This is a genomic window from Caballeronia sp. SL1002, from assembly GCF_057814995.1.
On record NZ_JBYMUW010000004.1, the window covers coordinates 304,240 to 324,035 of the forward strand.

Consider the following 19,796-nt stretch of genomic DNA (forward strand, 5'->3'; position numbering starts at 1 on the left):
GGCACGTACCGCGCGGCGCACGCGCGATCCGGCGACTGGCACGGATATTGTGTTACCGGCTGCGGCGCTCTCCGGCGCCAAGGTCGAGTCGACCATCGTGCAGCGCCGATGCAACCAGCCACGCGGGCGCGCCGTTCGCGGCGGCTGCGGCGAGATCCGCGGCATGGCGGATGCCGCCCGCGCCGATCACCGCGCGCTCGCCGGCCTTGGCGCGGATCGCGTTGAAGGTGGCGAGGTCCGGACCTTCGTAAGCGCCGACTTGATCGAGCGTCATCGCGATCACGCGGCGCGGCCAGCGCGAAGGTGTGGACGACGGCAAGGATGGAGGCGGCGCGTCGGGATGGACGATCATCCGCCCGGCGCGGTGGTCGAGGGACAGGATAGGGTCGAAGCCGGCGCGGGCGGCGGCGTCGAGCGCGGCGGGATCGATGAGGGATTCGGTGCCGAACACCGGCACGAGCGTCGCCCGCGCGCGTTCGATGCCGATGCGTTCGAAGAACGCGAGCATCGAAGGGAAGTCGGCGAAACCTGCGTCGAGCCAGATTTTCGCCGTGCGGCCGCCCTCGGCGAAGCAGGTGCAAAGCGCGCCGAGCAGGGCGGCGTGACCGAGGCTATCCCGGCCGAGGATCGCGTCGAGATCGGCGATATACAACGTGTTCGCGCCTGTCAGGTCGATCAGCGCGCGGGCGACGGCGAGCGGTTCGCTCGTCGGGCACAAGGAGGACTGGATGGGCAGGTAGGCCGAACGCTCGCCCCGCACCGCGCGTACCGCGTGGCCGTCGAGCAGATCGAGAACCGGTATCACGCGCATAAAGGATTTCCTTTGATCAAGATATTTGTCTTCGAGTATCTCACCGGCGGCGGCATCGACCCGGATCTGGCCCCGGCGGGCAGCCTGGCCGACCTCAGCGCGTTGATCGCGGAAGGCCGCACGATGCGCGACGCGCTCGCCGCCGACTTGCGCGCGCTCGACGGCGTGGAAACGTGCGTCGCGAGTTCGCGCTTCGAGAATATCGAAAGCGCCGGCCCCGCTTTCGCTTACTGCCGCGCGAAGACCGGCGAGCCGATGCTCGATTTCGTCGCGCGGGTGTCGCGCGAACACGATTATGCGTTCATCGTCGCGCCGGAATGCGACGGCCTTTTGCTGCAACTCGCGGCGGTCGTCGGCGCGCCGCGCTGGCTGGGCTGCGACGAGGCGGCGATCCGCACGGCGTCGAGCAAACGCACGACGGCGGCGCATCTCGCGGCGCACGGTATCGACGTGACGCCCGCGCTCACGCCCGCGCAGCTCGACGGGCGCGGCGCGCGGCGCTGGGTGGTGAAGCCCGACGACGGCGCGGGCGGCCTCGAAACGTCGCTCTACGATTACGCCGCCGACGCCAGCGCCGACTTCGAGGCCCGCGCCGCCGCCGGGCGCGATCCGGTGCTGCAGGAGTGGGTGGACGGCGAGCCGCTGAGTCTGTCGCTCGTGTGCGGCGCGCGAGGGCCACGCCTCGTGAGCATCAACCGGCAGCGGATCGGACTGAGCAGCGTCGACGGGCCGGGATGGCTCGTTGAGTTCGGCGGTGTGGATGTGGACAGGATCGACCGGAATGGCGTTCAGGGACGCGTGCTCGATGCGCTCGCCCGGCGTGTCTGCGATGCGCTGCCGGGATTGCGCGGGTTTTGCGGGATCGACGTCGTGTGGCACGCCGAGCGCGGGCCGGTGGTGATCGAGGTTAATCCGCGTCTGACGGTCGCGTATGGCGGACTTTCCGCGCGGCTCGGGCGCAATCTGGCGGCCGATTTGCTGGCGGCGCACGACGTCGATATCACCGCGTGCGGAGCCGTATCGTGAGCGCCGCTGACGCGGTTCCGGACGGCGATGTTTTCGGCTGGGACGTCGGCGGCGCGCACGTGAAAGTGTCGATGGCCGATGCGTCCGGCGTGCTGGTCGATGTCGCGCAGTGGGCGTGTCCGCTCTGGCAGGGGCTGGAGCATCTCGAACGGACCATCGACGCGGTGCTCGCGCGCTGGCCGTCCGCAAGTGCGCGCGGCGCGCGCCACGGCATCACGATGACGGGCGAAATGGTCGATCTGTTCGGCGATCGTGCCGAAGGCGTGCGCGTAATTTCGCGCACGCTCGCCGCGCGGCTCGGCGCGGACACCGCGTTCTATGCGGCTGCGAGCGCGGGCGCCAGCGGCTGGCTGCGCGCCGATGAATGCGTGGCCGCGTGGCGCGAGGTGGCGTCGGCGAACTGGCACGCGAGCGCGCGGTGGGTGGCGAGCCGCGTGCCGGACGCGATTTTCGTCGATATTGGCAGTACGACCACGGATATCGTGCCGATCGTGCGCGGGCGCGTCGCCGCGCGCGGCTCGACCGATTCCGCGCGGTTGCAGAACGGCGAACTCGTGTATCAGGGCGTCGTGCGGACCCCCTTGTGCGGCGTGGCGCATCACATCGCGTTCCGGGGCGAGACGACCGGCGTTATGAACGAGTGGTTCGCGACGAGCGCCGATGTGTATCGGTTGACCGGCGAACTGTGGCCGCCGCACGACCAGTATCCCGCCGCCGATAACGGCCCGAAAACCGCCGCCGCGAGCCGCGAACGGCTGGCACGCATGATCGGCCGCGATGCCGCCGAGGCGGGTGACGCCGATTGGCGGATCTTCGCCGAGACCTGGCGCGGCGAGCAATTGCGCGCGATCGGCGCGAACGTGTTGCGCGTGGCGTCGCGGCATCCCGAACTCGCGCGCGCGCCGATTGTCGGCGCGGGATGCGGGCGGTTTCTGGCCGCCGCGCTTGCCCAGCAGGAATCCCGCAGTCATCTCGATTTCGCGATGCTCGGCGCGCGGGGCGAGCGTGCCGAGGCGCTGTCCGAGTGGATCTCCACGTGCGCGCCGAGTGCGGCGGTGGCGTTGTTGCTGGCGTCGCGGGAGTTCGCGTAGGTGCCGATCATGTTGGGTTTTTGCGGGGGTAATGAACATGTGGGTGGTGAAAATCGGCGGAAGCCTGAGTCACGACCCGTTGCTGCGGGACTGGCTCACGCAGCTTTGGGAGCTAGGCGGCGGGCGAGTGGTGATTGTGCCGGGCGGCGGCGATTTTGCCGATCAGGTGCGGCATTACCAGCGCGAATGGGAATTCGACGACTTGGCCGCACACAACATGTGTTTGCTCGCGATGGCGCAGTACGCGATTTTGATGCAGGGGGTGCAGCCGGAGCTGGTGTTGGCGTCGAGCGAGGAGTTGATCCGGCGCGCGTTGCGTAATGGTCGTGTGGCGGTGTGGGTGCCGATTGGGTTGATGCGCGGCACGCCCGACGCCATGACGAACTGGGACACGACTTCCGACAGCCTTGCCGCATGGCTTTCGACTTCGCTGAATGCGGAGCGGTTGATTGTGGTGAAGTCTTGCGAGGTCGACGGGGGCGCCTCGCTGGCGGCGCTTGCTGGGGCCGGAGTGCTCGATGCGCGGTTTGTCGAGTATGTCAGCGACGCTAACTATGTTGTTGAATTGCTCGGGAAAGGGGACGTGGGGGCCATGCGGGAGCGGCTTTTGAATATTCCCGTGGTTTAGGGGTCGCTGGCGCTTGGGTTTGGTTTTTGGTGTTTGCTGGCGCTCGTTGCTTTTGTTTGCCTGCGCTTCTTGGGAACTTGCTTTCGTGTAGGTTTATTAGCACGCCGCTATGCGCGGCAGCAGTCACTTTCTTTGCTGCTGCAAAGAAAGTAACCAAAGAAAGCAGCGTGACCGTCTAAGTGTCCGCCACGAACGGCTTCCCGGAGTGGTTCGCAAGCTGATTCGGCCATCGCACCACCCTACAGAGTGGAGCCGCTCATTCATCCCGGCAGGCACGAAGTGCCTGCCGGGACGGCATAACCGAACAACCAAACCAAACCGACGGTTGTTGATCTGCCCGACGTCCGAGCGCAGCGAGGATGGAACTGACAGGCGCTGTGCCAATCCGAATAACTGCGCGATAACCGAGTCAGCCTGCGTGCCTATCCGAGTTGTTATGAGTGGTGGACACTTAGACGGAAAAGCTGCTTTCTTTGGTTACTTTCTTTGCAGCAGCAAAGAAAGTGACTGCTGCCGCGCACAGCGGCGAGCTAATGGACCTACACGAAAGCAAGTTCCCAGAAAGCGCGTAACTAAGCAGCTATGCCCGACGTCCGAGCGCAGCGAGGATGGAACTGACAGGCGCTGTGCCAATACCAACGAATGCGAGCTGCCCGGGTCAGCCTGCGTGCCTATCCGTGTAGTTCTTAGAGGCGGACACTTAGACGGAAAAGCTGCTTTCTTTGGTTACTTTCTTTGCAGCAGCAAAGAAAGTGACTGCTGCCGCGCACAGCGGCGAGCTAATGGACCTACACGAAAGCAAGTTCCCAGAAAGCGCGTAACTAGGCAGCTATGCCCGACGTCCGAGCGCAGCAAGGATGGAACTGACAGGCGCTGTGCCAAAAAAGTATAACTGCGCGATAACCGAGTTAGCCTGCGTGCCTATCCGAGTTGTTATGAGTGGCGGACACTTAGCCGGAAAAGCTGCTTTCTTTGGTTACTTTCTTTGCAGCTAGCCAAAGAAAGTGACTGCTGCCGCGCATAGCGGCGTGCTAATAGACCTACACGAAAGCAAGTTCCCAGAAACCACAGGCAAACAAAATCAAACAGCGCCAGCAAACCAACCCAGCCCGAGCAAACATCCGCCGGGGCGAGCAAACCCTAACCCCAACTCAAGCGCAGCAAAAAAAATCAAAACCCATGTACAGCCCCCACCCACCGCGCGACGCGCAACGGATCAATCCTCCCCGCGCGCCCCGCGCTACACAACGCTGATCGAAATCCGGCAAAGTCCGGCGCAAGCGCGCGAATCTGCGCAAGCTGCGCCCAATCGAGCGATCCGGCGACCCCGGCCATCATCCCGCGCGCGCCGATCGTCCCGATACACCGCGCCAGCACCTCCTCATCAACGCAATCGAATAGCGTTCGTCCATCCTTCTGCGCGGTATCGAAGACGATGCCCACAAATCCCAGCGACGCGGCATACGAAGCCAACTCGACGTCGATCCCGTCATCGCACAGCAAGACCGGCACGACCGACGCCGGCAATCCCGCCAGCCGCGTGAGACACGCCTCGGCCGCCACGCTCGCGCTCACGCCGACCTTCACGTAATCCACGCCCGTCTCGCTCACTTCGATCACCCGCGAGGCGATCGCGTCGAACGCCTCGGTCGGAATGTCGCCGATCGTCGCGCTGATCGGCTTGAGCGGAAAGCGCGCGCGCAACACGACGACAATCCGCGCGATCTCGTCGACCGCCACGCCACCCAGCGCACCGGCATGCGGTTCTTTCAGGTCGATCAAATCTGCGCCGGCCTCGGCGGCATCCAATGCTTCCTCGGGCGAGCGAACGCTCGCGAGCAACGCGGTCATGGTCTCTCCAATGTTCCAATGGGTTCTACTACTACGACGATCAAGACGACGCGCGACCGGACGGCTTAGACAAATCGGACTGCGCGCCGGCACGCGCGCGATATTGCTCGACCGCGTCGAGGATCCACGCCCACGCGGTGCGTTCGTCATCGCCAGCGGTTTTATCGATGGCGATCTGCAAGTACGCCATCTCGCGATCCACCTTGTCGGCGGGCAACATGAAAAGACGGCTCACGAGAATCGCGCCTTCGACCACCGCGCTTTGCGCGCGATTGAAGCCACCGAACGGTGCGTGCGTCTCGCTGTGTACGCAGCGCATGCGCAGAACGGGACGCTCGGTGTCGTCGCTGACTTGATCGAGACTTAACTCGGTATGCGCGAGTGTCGATGCAAGCCGCACGCTCGCAACGTAATGCGCAACGACCGTCGGCCAGCTTCGGCACGCGCCAGTCACGCAGCCCGCGAACACGCGCACGTCGGTCGTGAAATTGATCACAGCGGATTGCGTCGCGAGAATGTTGTCGAGCGTGGTGGACGGCCGGAACGGCGCAAGGATCGCGATGCCGTCCTCGAAGCGCACGCCCATCGGTGCGATGTGAGGCCGGCCATCGCGCGCCGCGGTCGTGACGATCGTTTCATGGATCATGGCGGGGAACGCTGGTCGTGGCGGCGCGCCGGAACCGGCGGGTTGGCTAGCTAAAAAACGAACCGCACGTCAGCCGCTCAACGCGGCTTGCGGCGGCTAACAAGTTAGCGGGTTGCGATATACATCGTGATTTCGAAACCAAAACGCATATCGGTGTAGCTCGGTGTCGTCCATTGCATAGTCATCCTCCATCGTGGGTGGAACAGCAAGACGCCCGTGCGACCGATGCCACAGCATTCGGCCGCGCCGGCACGCTCAGCCGATGCAAGGCGCATGCCAGTCGCTCGACACACACAAAGCACGGCGCATTGTCCCGCGCCGGAGCATCCAGCCGGATCACTGTCGCGATATCGCAGCAAAGTGTCCCACCGGCGACTGCGCGCGTGACCTTCGTGCATGCCCTCGGTTAAACCCTCCCCAAGCGATCGCTTAAGTCAGTCCAAGAAAATCGTGAATTCCCTTCGATATCCCACGCGCCTACATTGACCTCACCGAACCGCGAACCCGTTCGCCACCTAAGCACCACCGGCGGTCGCGGCCTTCCGTCACTCATCTTCAGGGATCCGTTATGAACGATTTCAGCAAGGCCGCGGTCCAGTCTCCCCAGGCGCCGCGCGACCGCTATGCGGCAGGCGTGATGAAGTATCGCGAGATGGGTTACTGGGAACCGGACTACACGCCGAAGGACACCGACGTCATCGCGCTCTTTCGCATCACGCCGCAACCGGGCGTCGATCCCGAAGAAGCCGCCGCCGCCGTCGCGGGGGAATCGTCGACGGCCACGTGGACGGTCGTGTGGACCGACCGGCTCACGGCGTGCGACATGTATCGCGCCAAGGCGTATCGCGTCGATCCGGTGCCGTCGTCGGCAGGCGGCGACCCGCAGTACTTCGCGTATATCGCCTATGAACTCGATCTCTTCGAGGAAGGTTCGGTCGCGAACCTGACTGCGTCGATCATCGGCAATGTGTTCGGCTTCAAGCCGCTCAAGGCGCTGCGTCTGGAGGACATGCGTATCCCGATCGCATATCTGAAGACGTTTCAAGGGCCGCCGACGGGCATCGTGGTGGAGCGCGAGCGGCTCGACAAATACGGCCGCCCGCTTCTCGGCGCGACCGTCAAGCCGAAGCTCGGGTTGTCGGGCAAGAACTACGGGCGCGTCGTGTATGAAGGTTTGCGCGGCGGCCTGGACTTCCTGAAGGACGACGAGAACATCAACTCGCAGGCGTTCATGCACTGGCGCGACCGCTTTCTCTTTTCGATGGACGCCGTCAACCGCGCGCAAGCCGAAACCGGCGAAGTGAAGGGTCACTATCTCAACGTGACGGCCGGCACGATGGAGGACATGTACGAGCGCGCTGAATTCGCGAAGCAACTCGGCTCATGCATCGTGATGATCGACCTCGTGATCGGCTGGACCGCGATTCAGTCGATGGCCCGCTGGGCGCGCAGAAACGACATGATCCTGCATCTTCACCGCGCGGGACACAGCACGTACACACGTCAGCGCAATCACGGCATCTCGTTTCGGGTGATCGCGAAATGGCTGCGCATGGCGGGCGTCGATCACGCGCATGCGGGCACGGCGGTCGGCAAGCTCGAAGGCGATCCGCTGTCGGTGCAAGGCTATTACAACGTGCTGCGCGAGTCGCAGAACCCGGTGGATCTGTCGCGCGGCATCTTCTTCGATCAGCCGTGGGCGGGCTTGCGCAAGGTCATGCCGGTCGCATCGGGCGGTATCCACGCAGGGCAGATGCATCAGTTGCTCGAACTGTTCGGCGACGACTGCATTCTCCAGTTCGGCGGCGGCACGATCGGCCATCCGGGGGGCATTCAGGCGGGCGCAATCGCCAACCGCGTGGCGCTCGAAGCGATGGTGAAGGCGCGCAACGAAGGCCGGGATATCGCAAACGAAGGGCCGGAACTGCTGGAAGCCGCCGCGCGGAGTTGCACGCCGCTCAAGCAGGCGCTCGATACATGGCGCGACGTGACGTTCAACTACGCGTCTACCGACACGCCCGATTTCGCTAACACGCCGAGCGTGGCCTGAACGGCGCGCACATTCATAAGACACCCGAAAAGGAGTTCTTCCATGCGCATTACCCAAGGCACATTTTCTTTCCTGCCGGACCTGAGCGATCCGGAAATCAGTCTCCAGATCGACTACGCATTGCGTCAGGGCTGGGCCTGTTCAGTCGAATTCACCGACGACCCGCATCCGCGCAACACGTACTGGGACATGTGGGCATTGCCGATGTTCGATCTGCACGACGCAGCGGGCGTCATGCAGGAAGTCGCGGCCTGCCGCACGACGTATCCGCAGCACTACATCAAGGTGAACGCGTTCGATTCGGTGCGCGGCTTCGAGACGATGCGTCTTTCGTTCATCGTCAATCGTCCGCAGACCGAGCCGGGTTTCCGTCTGGAGCGGCAGGAAGGCGAAGGCCGCGCGCAGCGTTACGGCCTGAAGAGTTACGCGGGCGACAAGCCCGGCGGCGAGCGCTACGTCGCACCGCGATAAGCCACTGAGAGCCACCTGCAACGCGCGAAAACCGGAGAGCACGATGAGCCTTGCCATACTCGAACCCGCTGCGATTCTCGACACCGAGATACCGCGCGTCGATCTGGTCGCGCTGTTTCGCGAGTCGGGGATCGGCGACGTGCTGGCCGAACTCGACCGCGATCTGGTCGGCCTCACGCCGGTCAAGACGCGCATCCGCGAAATCGCCGCGCAATTGCTCGTGGCGCGCGCGCGTGAATCGCTCGGGATCGAGAGCGGGGCGCCCACGCTGCACATGTGCTTTTCCGGCAATCCTGGCACCGGCAAGACGACGGTTGCGATGCGAATGGCGCAGGTGCTGCACCGGCTCGGCTATATCCGCCGCGATCATCTTGTTTCGGTGACGCGCGACGATCTGGTCGGTCAATACATCGGACACACCGCGCCGAAAACGCGCGACGTGCTCAAGCGCGCGATGGGCGGTGTGCTGTTTATCGACGAAGCGTACTACCTGTACCGTCCGGAAAACGAGCGCGATTACGGTCAGGAAGCGATCGAGATTTTGCTCCAGACCATGGAGAACCAGCGCGACGATCTCGTCGTGATTCTGGCGGGTTATGCGTCGCGGATGGACACGTTTTTCGAGAGCAATCCCGGCTTTCGCTCGCGTATCGCGCATCACATCACGTTCCCCGATTACGCGCCCGACGAACTGCTGCAGATTGCCGAGAGCATGCTCGGCGGGCTGAATTATCGTCTTGACACCGACGCCCGCGCGGCGTTCGAGGACTATCTCGCGCGGCGGCTCAGTCAGCCGAATTTCGCCAACGCGCGCTCCGTGCGCAACGCGCTCGACCGCGCGCGGCTGCGTCAGGCGAACCGGCTCTTTGCATCCGCGATGGAAGGCGGCCCGCCCGCCGACCGCGCCGCGCTGACGCTGCTTTCTGCCGCCGATATCCGTGGCAGCCGCGTGTTCGACGCGCCGCCCAACACGCTTTCCAATGACTCCTAGGAGCGCGCCATGCAGGATGGACGAACCACGCTTTCGAAGTTCCTCATCGATACGCTCGACCGCGACTCCGCGCCGCCCTCGGCGGCTGGTCTGTCGGCGTTGCTGGTCGATGTGGCCGCCGCCATCAAGACGATCTCCGCGATGCTGACCAAAGGCGCGCTCGGCGGTCACTACGGCAAGACGGAAACGTTCAACACGCATGGCGAACAGCAGACCCGGCTCGACCTCGCGACCAACGAGGTCTTCCTCAAGCAATGCGAGTGGGACGGCCTGCTCGCGGGCATGGTGTCGGAGGAAATGGACGACGTGTACGCGATCCCGCCCGGCTTTCCGCGCGGCGACTTTCTGCTCGCGTTCGATCCGCTCGACGGCTCCTCGAATATCGATATCAACGGCGTGGTCGGTTCGATTTTTTCCGTGTTGCGGATGCCGCCCGGATCGAATGGCGTGCTTGCAGACGACAGTTTCCTGCGACCGGGGAGCGAGCAGGTCGCGGCGGGCTACGCGGTGTACGGCCCGACCACCATGCTCGTGCTGTCGGTCGGCACTGGCACGCACGGCTTCACGCTCGACCGCGAAATCGGCAATTTCGTGCTGACGCACTCGAACATTCTCGTGCCGGACGAAACCGGCGAATTCGCGATCAATGCATCGAACGAGCGCTTTTGGGAACCGCCCGTCCGCCGTTATGTGCAGGAATGCAAGGACGGCCGCAACGGCTGCCGCAAACGCGATTTCAACATGCGCTGGTTCGCGTCGATGGTCGCCGAAGGACATCGCATCCTGATGCGCGGCGGCGTGTTCATGTATCCGCGCGACTTCAAGACGCCCGCAATGGAGGGCAAGCTGCGGCTGCTTTATGAAGCGAGTCCGATGAGCTTCTTGATCGAACAAGCGGGCGGCATGGCGATCACCGGGCGCGAACGCATTCTCGATCTCGTCCCGCGCACGCCGCACGAACGCGCGCCGGTGATTCTCGGGTCGAAGAGCGAGGTGGCGCGCATCTGGCGTTATCACAGCGAATACGATCGCGGCGAGGACAAGCCGTTCAGTTCGCCGCTCTTTAACGAGCGCTCGCTGTTTTTGCCCGAAGCGCCGGCCTGACAGTCGCGGCATCACAGAACACAAAACCACAGGGAGTGAGCGCCATGTCAGTCAAGCATCCGATCGTCGCCGTGACCGGTTCCAGCGGGGCGGGCACGACCACCGTCATGAAGAGTTTCACGCATATTTTCCGGCGCGAGCGCATCAACGCGCAGATCGTGGAAGGCGATGCGTTTCACCGATACGACCGGCTCGGCATGCGCGAGGCGATGAAGCAAAGCGAACGCGACGGCGTGCAGAGCTTCAGCCACTTCGGACCGGGAGCGAACCTGCTCGCGGAGCTGGAACAACTGTTTGAAACCTATGGTCGGACCGGCTCCGGAAAATTCCGCCGCTATGTCCACGACGATGCCGAGGCGCTCGTTCACAAGCAGGACGCGGGGACGTTCACGCCTTGGACCGACATCGAACCGGACACGGACCTGATGTTCTACGAAGGGCTGCACGGCGCGGCGGCGACCGGCGATATCGACGTCGGCCGTCATGCCGATTTGCTGGTCGGCGTGGTGCCGATCATCAACCTGGAATGGATTCAGAAACTGCATCGCGATCAGACCTTGCGCGGTTATTCGCACGAGGCGGTGGTCGATACGATCCTGCGGCGCATGCCCGATTACGTGAACTACATCTGCCCGCAGTTTTCGCGCACGCATGTGAATTTCCAGCGCGTGCCGACCGTCGATACCTCGAACCCGTTCATGGCGCGCGAAATTCCGCACCCGGACGAGAGTTTCGTGGTGATTCGCTTCGCGCGGCCACGCGGTATCGACTTTCCTTATCTGCTCACGATGCTGCACGACTCGTTCATGTCGCGGCCCAACGTGATCGTCGTGCCGGGCGGCAAGATGGGACTCGCCATGCAGTTGATCTTCACGCCGATGATCCTGCAATTGCGCGACCGCCGCGCGCGCGCCTGACGCGCTCACCCCAGTTTCCTCGACCATTGAAAGGAGGCCTCCGATGAGCGCCGTCGCCGAAACCCTGACTCAAAAACCCGCCGCCGCGTCGGATACGCGGCTGATGGCGAACGCGTTGCGCATGCTCGCCGTCGACGCTGTGCAAGCCGCTAATTCCGGCCATCCCGGCATGCCGATGGGCATGGCGGAGATCGCGGTCGCGTTGTGGAGCCGGCATCTCAAGTTCAACCCACGCAATCCGGACTGGGCCGACCGCGACCGCTTCGTGTTGTCGAACGGACATGGATCGATGCTGCTTTACGGCTTGTTGCATCTCACCGGATTCGACCTGCCGCTCGACGAACTCAAACGCTTTCGTCAGTTGCACAGCAAGACGCCGGGGCATCCCGAAGTGGGTCTGACGCCGGGCGTCGAAACGACGACCGGACCGCTCGGGCAGGGCTTCGCGAACGCGGTCGGCATGGCGCTCGCCGAGGCGCTGCTTGCGCGCGAATTCAACCGGCCGGGACACACTATCGTCGATCACCGCACCTACGTGTTCGCCGGCGACGGCTGCCTGATGGAAGGCATCTCGCACGAAGCCGCGTCGCTTGCGGGCACGCTCAAGCTCGGCAAGCTGACAGTGCTTTACGACGACAACGGCATTTCCATCGACGGCCACGTCGACGGCTGGTTCGCCGACGACACACCCGCGCGCTTCGCCGCGTGCGGCTGGAACGTGGTGCGCGCGGTGGACGGCCACAACGTGGACGCGGTCGATCGCGCGTTGCACGCCGCGCGCGGCTCGGGCAGGCCGACGCTCATCTGTTGCCGGACCCAGATCGGACGTGGCTCGCCGTCGCTCGCTGGAACCCACGAGTCGCACGGCGCGCCGCTCGGCGCAGAGGAAGTCGCCGCGACGCGCGCGGCGCTCGGCTGGCCGTATCCGCCGTTCGAGGTGCCGTCGTCCGTGCGTTGCCTGTGGGACCGGCGCGAGCAGGGCGCGGCGGCGGAGGCGGACTGGACGCATCGTTTCGATGCTTATCGACGCGCCTATCCGAACAATGCCGCCGAGTTCGTGCGCCGCACGCGCGGTGCGTTGCCCGCGAACTGGCGCGAGGTGGCGCAGAATCTCGTCGATCAGGCTAACGAGGCGGGCGAGACGATCGCGACGCGCCGCGCGTCGCAGCAGGCGATCGAGCGGCTCGCGCGCGCGTTGCCCGAATTCCTGGGCGGCTCGGCGGATCTGACGGGTTCCAACCTGACGCGCTGGAAAGAGGCCGTCACCGTGACCGCCGACGATGCCGGTCCGCAAGGCGGCAACTATGTGCATTACGGCGTGCGCGAGTTCGGCATGAGCGCGGCGCTGAACGGTTTGGCGCTGCATCGCGGACATTTGCCGTTCGGCGGCACGTTCCTCACGTTCTCCGATTATTCGCGTAACGCACTGCGCATGGCCGCGTTGATGAAGACGCGTGCGGTGTTCGTGTTCACGCACGATTCCATCGGGCTGGGCGAGGACGGGCCGACGCATCAGTCGGTCGAGCATGCCGCGTGTCTCAGGCTGATTCCGGGGCTGGACGTGTGGCGGCCGTGCGATACGGTCGAGACCGCGCAGGCGTGGGTGAGCGCCGTCGAGCGTGACGGTCCGTCGTGTTTGCTGTTAAGCCGCCAGAATTTGCCGTTCGTTCCGCGCGATGAAGCGCAACTGGATTCTCTCGGGCGCGGCGGGTATGTGTTGCGCGACTGGACCGATCCGTCGTTTCCTTCCGCGCGGCGGGTCGTGTTGATCGCCACGGGGTCCGAGGTGGCGCTGGCTTTGGCCGCCGTCGAGCCGTTGATGGCGCAGGGTATTTTTGCGCGCGTCGTGTCGATGCCATGCACGAATGCGTTCGACCGGCAGTCGCGTGCCTGGCGCGATAAGGTGTTGCCGCCGGGCGTGCCGCGGGTTGCTGTCGAGGCCGGTGTGACTGCGTTCTGGCGACAGTATGTCGGGCTTGAGGGTGGGGTGGTCGGGATCGACCGGTTCGGGGAATCGGCTCCCGCCGGGGCGTTGTTTGAGTATTTTGGTGTCACCGTTGAAGGGGTGGTGGGGGAGGGTTGTCGCGTCGCGGTTTAGGTTTTGCTGGCGCTCGTTGTTTTTGTTTGCCTGTGGTGTCTGGGAACTTGCTTTCGTGTAGGTTTATTAGCTCGCCGCTCTGCGCGGCAGCAGTCGCTTTCTTTGGCTAGCTGCAAAGAAAGTAATCAAAGAAAGCAGCACGGGTTCGGCGCCGTTGGGCGGCTCTAGGGTGGGTTACACCGTCTGCTGTTCGGTTGCTTTCTGGGAACTTGCTTTCGTGTAGGTTTATTAGCACGCCGCTATGCGCGGCAGCAGTCACTTTCTTTGCTGCTGCAAAGAAAGTAACCAAAGAAAGCAGCTTATCCGCCTAAGTGTCCACCTCGAATAACCCTGCGGATAGGCACGCAGGCTGACTATGGCAACTCGCATTCGTTGGTATTGGCACAGCGCCTGTCAGGTCCATCCTCGCTGCGCTCGGACGTCGGGCACATCAAAAACAACGGGCGGCTTGGTTTGGTTTTTGGTCTGGTTCTTGGTTTGGTTTGGTTTGTCGGTTATGCCGTTCCGGCAGGCACTTCGTGCCTGTCGGGATGGATGAGCGGCTCCACTTTGTTGTGTGGTGCGATCGCCGAATCAGCTTGCGCGCCTATCCGCGTGGTTATGTGTGGTGGACACTTAGACGGTCACGCTGCTTTCTTTGCTTACTTTCTTTGCAGCAGCAAAGAAAGTGAGTGCTGCCGCGCACAGCGGCGTGCTAATAAACCTACACGAAAGCAAGTTCCCCGAAAGCACCGGCAAACAAAAGCAACGAGCGCCAGCAAAACCCAAAACCGCCAGCAAAACCCAAACCCCCAAACCCTTCCCCGAGCACAACTCACCGCGTCGTCCCCGGCCCACACCACACATTCAAATCCTCGTCAGGCCGTTCAACCTGACACCCCCAATCAAGCGGCTGATCCTGATCGAATCGCTTGCCCAATTGCCAGGCAATCTCCGCCCGCGCAAGCTGCACGCCCATATAAAACGCGTGTCCGCCATCAAGCTCAAGCCTGAGCCGCGGATACAACTCGAACGGATCGGCAGCGATCGAATGTCCCTCGCGGTTGTAGACATGAATACCATCCGCCGCGACCTGCACGCGAAAATTGGGATCGCGGACATTGCGCGCGAACGCATCGATCTCGGCGGCATCGTAGGGAAACGGCCGCTTCGCGTGCAACGCCGACAACGCCGACGATATCCCCTTCGGCAACACCTGCGCCTCGCTAGCGGCGTGCATGATGCGCCGCGCGACATCGGCTTCGCGCACGGCGCGCCGCGCGTGCAGGCTCACCGAGGTCGTCAGCACCGCGCTCACCTTCAGTTCCGCCGCGATCCCGAGCAACACGGCGTTGATGCCGCTCGTATCGGCTTCGGTCAGTTCAGTCAGATTGCCGATCCCGAGCATGATCGCGACGTCCGGATAACGCTCGCGCAACCGCACGTAACGCGCAATCGACGCCGCAAAGCCGAATGGAATCGGGTCGAGAATCGGATCGGCGAGAAACGCGCGGCCCGCGCGTGTGAGCTGTTCGATGGCGGTATCGAGTGAGGCCGGGTCGCGCGGATCGCGCGCGACGATAACCGGCGTGGCCGCGACTTCGTCGGCCATCCACAACGTGTCGAGATTCAGGCTCATCAGATAATCCGCGCCCGCATGGCCGCCGCGCAGGAGTTCATCGGTGAGCATCGAATCGACGCTCACGCGATAACCCTGCGATTTAAGCAGCTTCACCGCGTCTTCGAGATGCGGAAACGGCGTTTCCGGCAGGCAGCCGATATCGATCACATCCGCGCCCTGATCGGCGTACGCGCGCGCGCGGGCGGCGATGCCGTCCAGATCGAGGCGCGGTGCATCGACGATTTCCGCGAAAATCTCGGTCCCGTAACGCGACAGATCGAAGCTGCGCGCCGCGCGTCCGAAAAACTGCGGCAGATCTTTCACCTCCTCGGGACCGCGCTCGACCGGCACGCCGAAATGCGCGCTAAGCGAATCGAGGTCGCCCCGGCAGCGGCCTGGGACGATCATCCGGTTCGCGTTGAGCGGCAGCGGCACGCGGCGGCGGATCATGTCGGCGGTCATCAATGCGGCGACCTGTAAGCCGATTTCGCGTACTTCCCACGTGAACGGCGCGCCGGAAAGGCCTTCGAGCACCTGCACCACGCTACGTTCGGCGAGCCGTCCGGTCAGGAAGACGATGTGTTCCATGCGAGCCCGAGTTGCGTCAGCCGTTGATCGAGCGCGGCCCGCAACGCGTCGAGCGAGCGCGCCACGGTGGTGTATTCGATACGCGCGAGCCGCTCCACGTTGTCCAGTTCGACCGAGCGCGGCCGCACTTCCACCCATTCGTGCGGACTTTGCGTGATGACGCTCGGCTCGGTGTCACATGCGAAAACGATGCCCGGCACGCACTGCTTTCCCGCCTGCGCGAACACGTTGGTGGGCAGCGTGTCGGAGATCCCGAACGCGCATTTCGCGACCGTGTTGCTGGTCGCGGGCGCGATGACGACAGTGTGATATTCGCCGGTGTAGAGCCGGCCGACCGGCACGCTGCTCGCGCTGTTGTCGCGAAGCACGCGGAAGTGCTCGCGCAGTTTCGTGACCGTCCAGCCGTAGAGCGGCAGGACTTCCTCGCCCGCTGCCGAGAGAAAGAGGTCGACGCCCGGCAGTTCCAGCGCGAGCGCGACCGATTCTTCGAGCATGTGGCCGGAGCCGGTCACGCACCACGCAAAACGCGCGTCGGGTTTGAACGTGCCGGGGCGTCGTGCGGGCGTCGGGTCGCTCATGCAGCGTTCAGGCGTCGTGAGGCGCGAGCGTGCCGTCGTGTGACAGGCGGATATGCAACCTGTGCATTTTCCGGTACAGGGTGTTACGGCTGATGTTGAGCGCCTTCGCGACATTGCTCACATTCCACCGATGCTCGTCGAGCATCGAGAGCACGGTTTCGCGTTCCCTGACCTGAATGGCGTTGAGCGCCGACATGTCCACTTCGTCGATCGGATGCGCCCGCGACACGTTCGCCGCCGCCGGAGCCGGTACGGATCGCGCGTGAGTTGCCGCGTTGCCGCCAATGCCACCACCGCTGCGCGTGATTTCAGCCGGCAAATGCGCGCAGCGAATCTCCGATCCGTCGAGCAACGCGATTGCCATTTGCAGCACATGACGCAACTGGCGGATATTGCCCGGCCACGGATAACTCAGGAGCGCGTTGCGGGCTTCGGCGCTGAGCGTCGGCGGATCGTCGGTTTCGCTTTCAAGCAAATGATGAATCAGCGCCAGCGCATCTGCTCTTTCACGCAGCGGCGGCAAGTTGATTTCGATGCCGTTCAGCCGGTAGTAAAGGTCTTCGCGGAAAAGGCCGGTCTGCACGAGTTCGAGCAGATTGCGGTGGCTTGCGCTGATCAACTGGAAATCCACCTTGACCGTGGTTTCCGTGCCGAGCGGCGTCACCTCGTGCTCTTCCAGCACGCGTAACAAACGCGCTTGGAGCGTGGCGGGCATATCGCCGATTTCATCCAGGAACAGCGTGCCGCCGTTCGCCTGCACGATCTTGCCGCGCCTGCCTTCACGCTGCGCGCCGGTGAACGCGCCCGCGCGATAACCGAACAGTTCGCTCTCGATCAGGTTCTCCGGCAGCGACGCGCAATTCACCGCGACAAAACTGCCGCCCGCTTTCGGGCTGATGCTGTGCAGCGCGTTCGCGAACACTTCCTTGCCGGAGCCGGTCTCGCCGCGCAGGATGATCGGAATGTTGCGCTGGATCACGCGCGCCGCGAGCTGGATTTGCGACGCCATGCGCGGGTCGCCGAATTCGAGGTGCGAGAGTTTGTCGAGACGGTTGGTCGACGCGTCGCGTGTTTCCTTTGGCTTGGGCGCCTTGCTGCGGAGCGCCGCGGGGGACGCGACGGACAGCGCGTGCGTGGCCGGCGTGGCGGCGTCGCGCGGCGTCTGCGCGATCAGGAAAAAGCGGTTATTCGCGCTGGCGCTGTACACGGTGATAGGGTGAAACGAGCCGCGGATGCTGCGCGCGACCATGTCTTCGAGCGACGCGTTGAACGCCTCTTCAACGCGCTTGCCGCACAGTTGCGCGGGCGAGCGGTAGTCGAGCTGGAACAGCGCGCTGCGGCTCGCGGCGAGCACGACGCCGTCGTCGCTGACCGCGAGTTTGCCCGCGTGCAGCGTGCCGACGAATTCGGGGCGGCTATGAAAATGGATCATGTTCGCGCGGCGAAAACGGGCATCGATCAAACGATTTTCGATCATCTGCCGCGACATGCCGACAAGCACCAGCGAATGCTGCTGAAGCATTTTCGAACGGCTCGTCACGTCGAGCACGCCGGCGATTGCGCCGCGTTCGTCGAAGATGGGCGCGGCCGAGCAGGTGAGCGACGTGTAGCGCGGATAGAAGTGTTCGTGCTGATACACCGCGATGCACTCGCGCTCCGCGAGGCACGTGCCCATGCCGTTGGTGCCCGCTTCGCGCTCGCTCCAGACCGCGCCGACGCGCAGGCCGTCGGCGGCGACCGCTTCGCCGAATTGCAGCGACGACACCTGATGCACGATGACCCCGTCCGCATCGACCAGCACGACCGCGAGTTCGGGGTCGGCCAGTTGCTGATACAGCGTGGTCATTTCGAGCTTCGAGCAGGCGATGAGATCGGTGGCCGCCTCGCGCCGCGCCGCGAGTTCCTGCTGCGTGAGGATTGGCGGCATCACGAAGCGGCCGGGGTCGAGCTTGAATTCGTTCAGGCAGCGCGTCCACGATTTCGCGACGGAGTCGCTGGTGGGACGCGTAGCCGGTTGATTGTTGACGATGTTCAGCACTTCCCGGACATGCGTGTCGATGTCAGCGAGCGATGACATGGGGCCTTGTCTCCGATGCGTCCGGTGCGTCGTTTTAAGCGGCGGATCCGGCGCAATGTCTGTATGTGTTTCCCCTGGATGCCGCGTGTTCTCGGCCACGCATGCGGACAAGCCGGGCTATGTAACGCGCCTCGTACTAGCCAGACTCCGGCAAAACTCTACATCCGATAACGAGTGTATTCAATAAGTAGTCGCATCGGTTTTGCTTATCAAGCCCGCTTTTTGCTTTGAGAGTTTTTCCGCGCGCCGTGTTCCATGTGGCATGGCGCGCGGCGGACTTTTCCGAAGATGAAGGTTTTTGCCGCACTGCGGCGGAGCGCGCTCATGGATCGTTTCAACACGGTGCAGGCCGGCATTCTCGCCGATGCATACGCGGGTGATGGCCGCATACGGGCGGGATCGGCGATGGATATCGTGTATATCGAGGGTTTCACCGGAGAGACGGTGATCGGGATCGACGCGAGCGAGCTGCACGTGGCGCAGCCGGTGCGGCTGGACCTGGCGATTGGCGTACCGTCGATACGCGCCTGTACGACGGATCGTATCGAGGATACGGTGAATTATGCGGCGGTGCACGATGCGCTTAGGGTGCTTCTGGCGTCGCACGGGGTGCAGTTGCTGGAGGCGCTCGCTGAGCGGATCGCGCAGATGGTGATAGGGGAGTTTGGTGCTTGCTGGGTGCGGGTTTCGCTGGCCAAGCCGGCTAAGTTTCCTTCTGTCGTGGCGGTTGGAGTGGTCATTGAGCGCGTTCGCTCGCGGGAGAGTGCGCGTGGGTTAGGCGCGCTTGGGGAAGGGTTCGGGCCGTGAGGGATTTGGTTTGCTGGCGCCTGGTTTGGTTAGGCGGTTAGAGCTTTCTGGGGAACTTGCACGGGTTTTGGTTTGCTGGCGCTGTTTGGGTTTGTTTGCCTCTGCTTCTTGGGAACTTGCTTTCGTGTCGGTTTATTAGCACGCCGCTATGCGCGGCAGCAGTCACTTTCTTTGCTGCTGCAAAGAAAGTAACCAAAGAAAGCAGCTAGTCCGTCTAAGTGTCCACCACGAACCGTTTCTGGGAGTGGTCCGCAAGCTGATTCGGCCGTCGCACCACACAACAGAGTGGAACCGCTCATTCATCCCGGCAGGCACAAAGTGCCTGCCGGAACGGCATAACCGAACAAATCAAACCAAGCCGCCCGTTGTTTTTGATGTGCCCGACGTCCGAGCGCAGCGAGGATGGAACTGACAGGCGCTGCGCCAATACCAACGAATGCGAGCTGCCCGAGTCAGCCTGCG

General features: G+C 63.6%; 17 protein-coding genes. 10 read left to right on the forward strand and 7 right to left on the reverse strand.

The window, feature by feature from the left end; translation table 11 throughout:
- Window positions 1–52: 52 nt before the first annotated feature.
- Complete coding sequence (locus AC3D25_RS22850; RefSeq protein ID WP_488890752.1) at window positions 53–811, reverse strand: HisA/HisF-related TIM barrel protein; 759 nt, start codon at window positions 809–811, stop codon at window positions 53–55.
- A 12-nt stretch (window positions 812–823) separates the two neighbouring features.
- Here AC3D25_RS22850 and AC3D25_RS22855 point away from each other — a divergent pair, with 12 nt between their 5' ends.
- From AC3D25_RS22855 to AC3D25_RS22865, 3 genes are read left to right on the forward strand one after another with little or no spacing between them, the layout of a single operon-like run.
- Entirely contained in the window at window positions 824–1,837 is a 1,014-nt protein-coding gene (locus tag AC3D25_RS22855) for an ATP-grasp domain-containing protein (RefSeq protein ID WP_488890753.1), read from the forward strand.
- A complete protein-coding gene (locus AC3D25_RS22860) occupies window positions 1,834–2,928 on the forward strand; it encodes a hydantoinase/oxoprolinase family protein (RefSeq protein ID WP_488890754.1) in 1,095 nt (364 codons plus the stop codon). The genes AC3D25_RS22855 and AC3D25_RS22860 overlap by 4 nt, the downstream gene beginning before the upstream one ends.
- 37 nt (window positions 2,929–2,965) lie before the next feature.
- Window positions 2,966–3,556: an amino acid kinase family protein gene (locus AC3D25_RS22865; protein WP_488891059.1), complete on the forward strand. Its 591-nt coding sequence runs from the start codon at window positions 2,966–2,968 to the stop codon at window positions 3,554–3,556.
- A gap of 1,170 nt (window positions 3,557–4,726) precedes the next feature.
- Here the strand turns inward: AC3D25_RS22865 and AC3D25_RS22870 are convergent.
- From AC3D25_RS22870 to pqqA, 3 genes are all read right to left on the reverse strand, one after another.
- Window positions 4,727–5,407: a (5-formylfuran-3-yl)methyl phosphate synthase gene (locus AC3D25_RS22870; protein ID WP_488890755.1), complete on the reverse strand. Its 681-nt coding sequence runs from the start codon at window positions 5,405–5,407 to the stop codon at window positions 4,727–4,729.
- Between the two features lie 40 nt (window positions 5,408–5,447).
- Entirely contained in the window at window positions 5,448–6,053 is a 606-nt protein-coding gene (locus AC3D25_RS22875; protein ID WP_488890756.1) for a DUF447 domain-containing protein, read from the reverse strand.
- Window positions 6,054–6,157: 104 nt separating this feature from the next.
- On the reverse strand, window positions 6,158–6,232 hold the full coding sequence (pqqA, locus tag AC3D25_RS22880; protein WP_013342881.1) for a pyrroloquinoline quinone precursor peptide PqqA: 75 nt from the start codon (window positions 6,230–6,232) through the stop codon (window positions 6,158–6,160).
- Between the two features lie 389 nt (window positions 6,233–6,621).
- Between pqqA and AC3D25_RS22885 the strand changes: the two genes are divergently transcribed.
- The 6 genes from AC3D25_RS22885 to tkt are packed head-to-tail and all read left to right on the forward strand — an operon-like array spanning window position 6,622 to window position 13,684.
- Complete coding sequence (locus AC3D25_RS22885) at window positions 6,622–8,103, forward strand: ribulose-bisphosphate carboxylase large subunit (protein ID WP_488890757.1); 1,482 nt, start codon at window positions 6,622–6,624, stop codon at window positions 8,101–8,103.
- Between the two features lie 42 nt (window positions 8,104–8,145).
- Window positions 8,146–8,574: a ribulose bisphosphate carboxylase small subunit gene (locus AC3D25_RS22890; RefSeq protein ID WP_488890758.1), complete on the forward strand. Its 429-nt coding sequence runs from the start codon at window positions 8,146–8,148 to the stop codon at window positions 8,572–8,574.
- 43 nt (window positions 8,575–8,617) lie between these two features.
- Complete coding sequence (gene cbbX, locus AC3D25_RS22895) at window positions 8,618–9,565, forward strand: CbbX protein (protein ID WP_488890759.1); 948 nt, start codon at window positions 8,618–8,620, stop codon at window positions 9,563–9,565.
- 9 nt (window positions 9,566–9,574) lie between these two features.
- Window positions 9,575–10,669 carry a class 1 fructose-bisphosphatase gene (locus tag AC3D25_RS22900; protein WP_488890760.1) on the forward strand — a complete coding sequence of 365 codons (1,095 nt, stop codon included), beginning with the start codon at window positions 9,575–9,577 and terminating at the stop codon, window positions 10,667–10,669.
- A gap of 44 nt (window positions 10,670–10,713) precedes the next feature.
- On the forward strand, window positions 10,714–11,586 hold the full coding sequence (locus AC3D25_RS22905) for a phosphoribulokinase (protein WP_488890761.1): 873 nt from the start codon (window positions 10,714–10,716) through the stop codon (window positions 11,584–11,586).
- 43 nt (window positions 11,587–11,629) lie between these two features.
- Window positions 11,630–13,684: a transketolase gene (gene tkt / locus AC3D25_RS22910; protein ID WP_488890762.1), complete on the forward strand. Its 2,055-nt coding sequence runs from the start codon at window positions 11,630–11,632 to the stop codon at window positions 13,682–13,684.
- A gap of 814 nt (window positions 13,685–14,498) precedes the next feature.
- Here the strand turns inward: tkt and AC3D25_RS22915 are convergent.
- From AC3D25_RS22915 to AC3D25_RS22925, 3 genes are read right to left on the reverse strand one after another with little or no spacing between them, the layout of a single operon-like run.
- Window positions 14,499–15,872 carry a DUF6513 domain-containing protein gene (locus AC3D25_RS22915; protein ID WP_488890763.1) on the reverse strand — a complete coding sequence of 458 codons (1,374 nt, stop codon included), beginning with the start codon at window positions 15,870–15,872 and terminating at the stop codon, window positions 14,499–14,501.
- Window positions 15,851–16,450 carry a flavoprotein gene (locus tag AC3D25_RS22920; protein WP_488890764.1) on the reverse strand — a complete coding sequence of 200 codons (600 nt, stop codon included), beginning with the start codon at window positions 16,448–16,450 and terminating at the stop codon, window positions 15,851–15,853. The genes AC3D25_RS22915 and AC3D25_RS22920 overlap by 22 nt, the downstream gene beginning before the upstream one ends.
- Before the next feature lie 7 nt (window positions 16,451–16,457).
- Entirely contained in the window at window positions 16,458–18,527 is a 2,070-nt protein-coding gene (locus AC3D25_RS22925; protein WP_488890765.1) for a sigma-54-dependent Fis family transcriptional regulator, read from the reverse strand.
- A gap of 324 nt (window positions 18,528–18,851) precedes the next feature.
- Between AC3D25_RS22925 and AC3D25_RS22930 the strand changes: the two genes are divergently transcribed.
- The gene (locus AC3D25_RS22930; protein WP_488890766.1) at window positions 18,852–19,334 is read left to right on the forward strand and encodes a dihydroneopterin aldolase; all 483 of its coding nucleotides are present in this window, start codon (window positions 18,852–18,854) and stop codon (window positions 19,332–19,334) included.
- Window positions 19,335–19,796 lie beyond the last annotated feature (462 nt).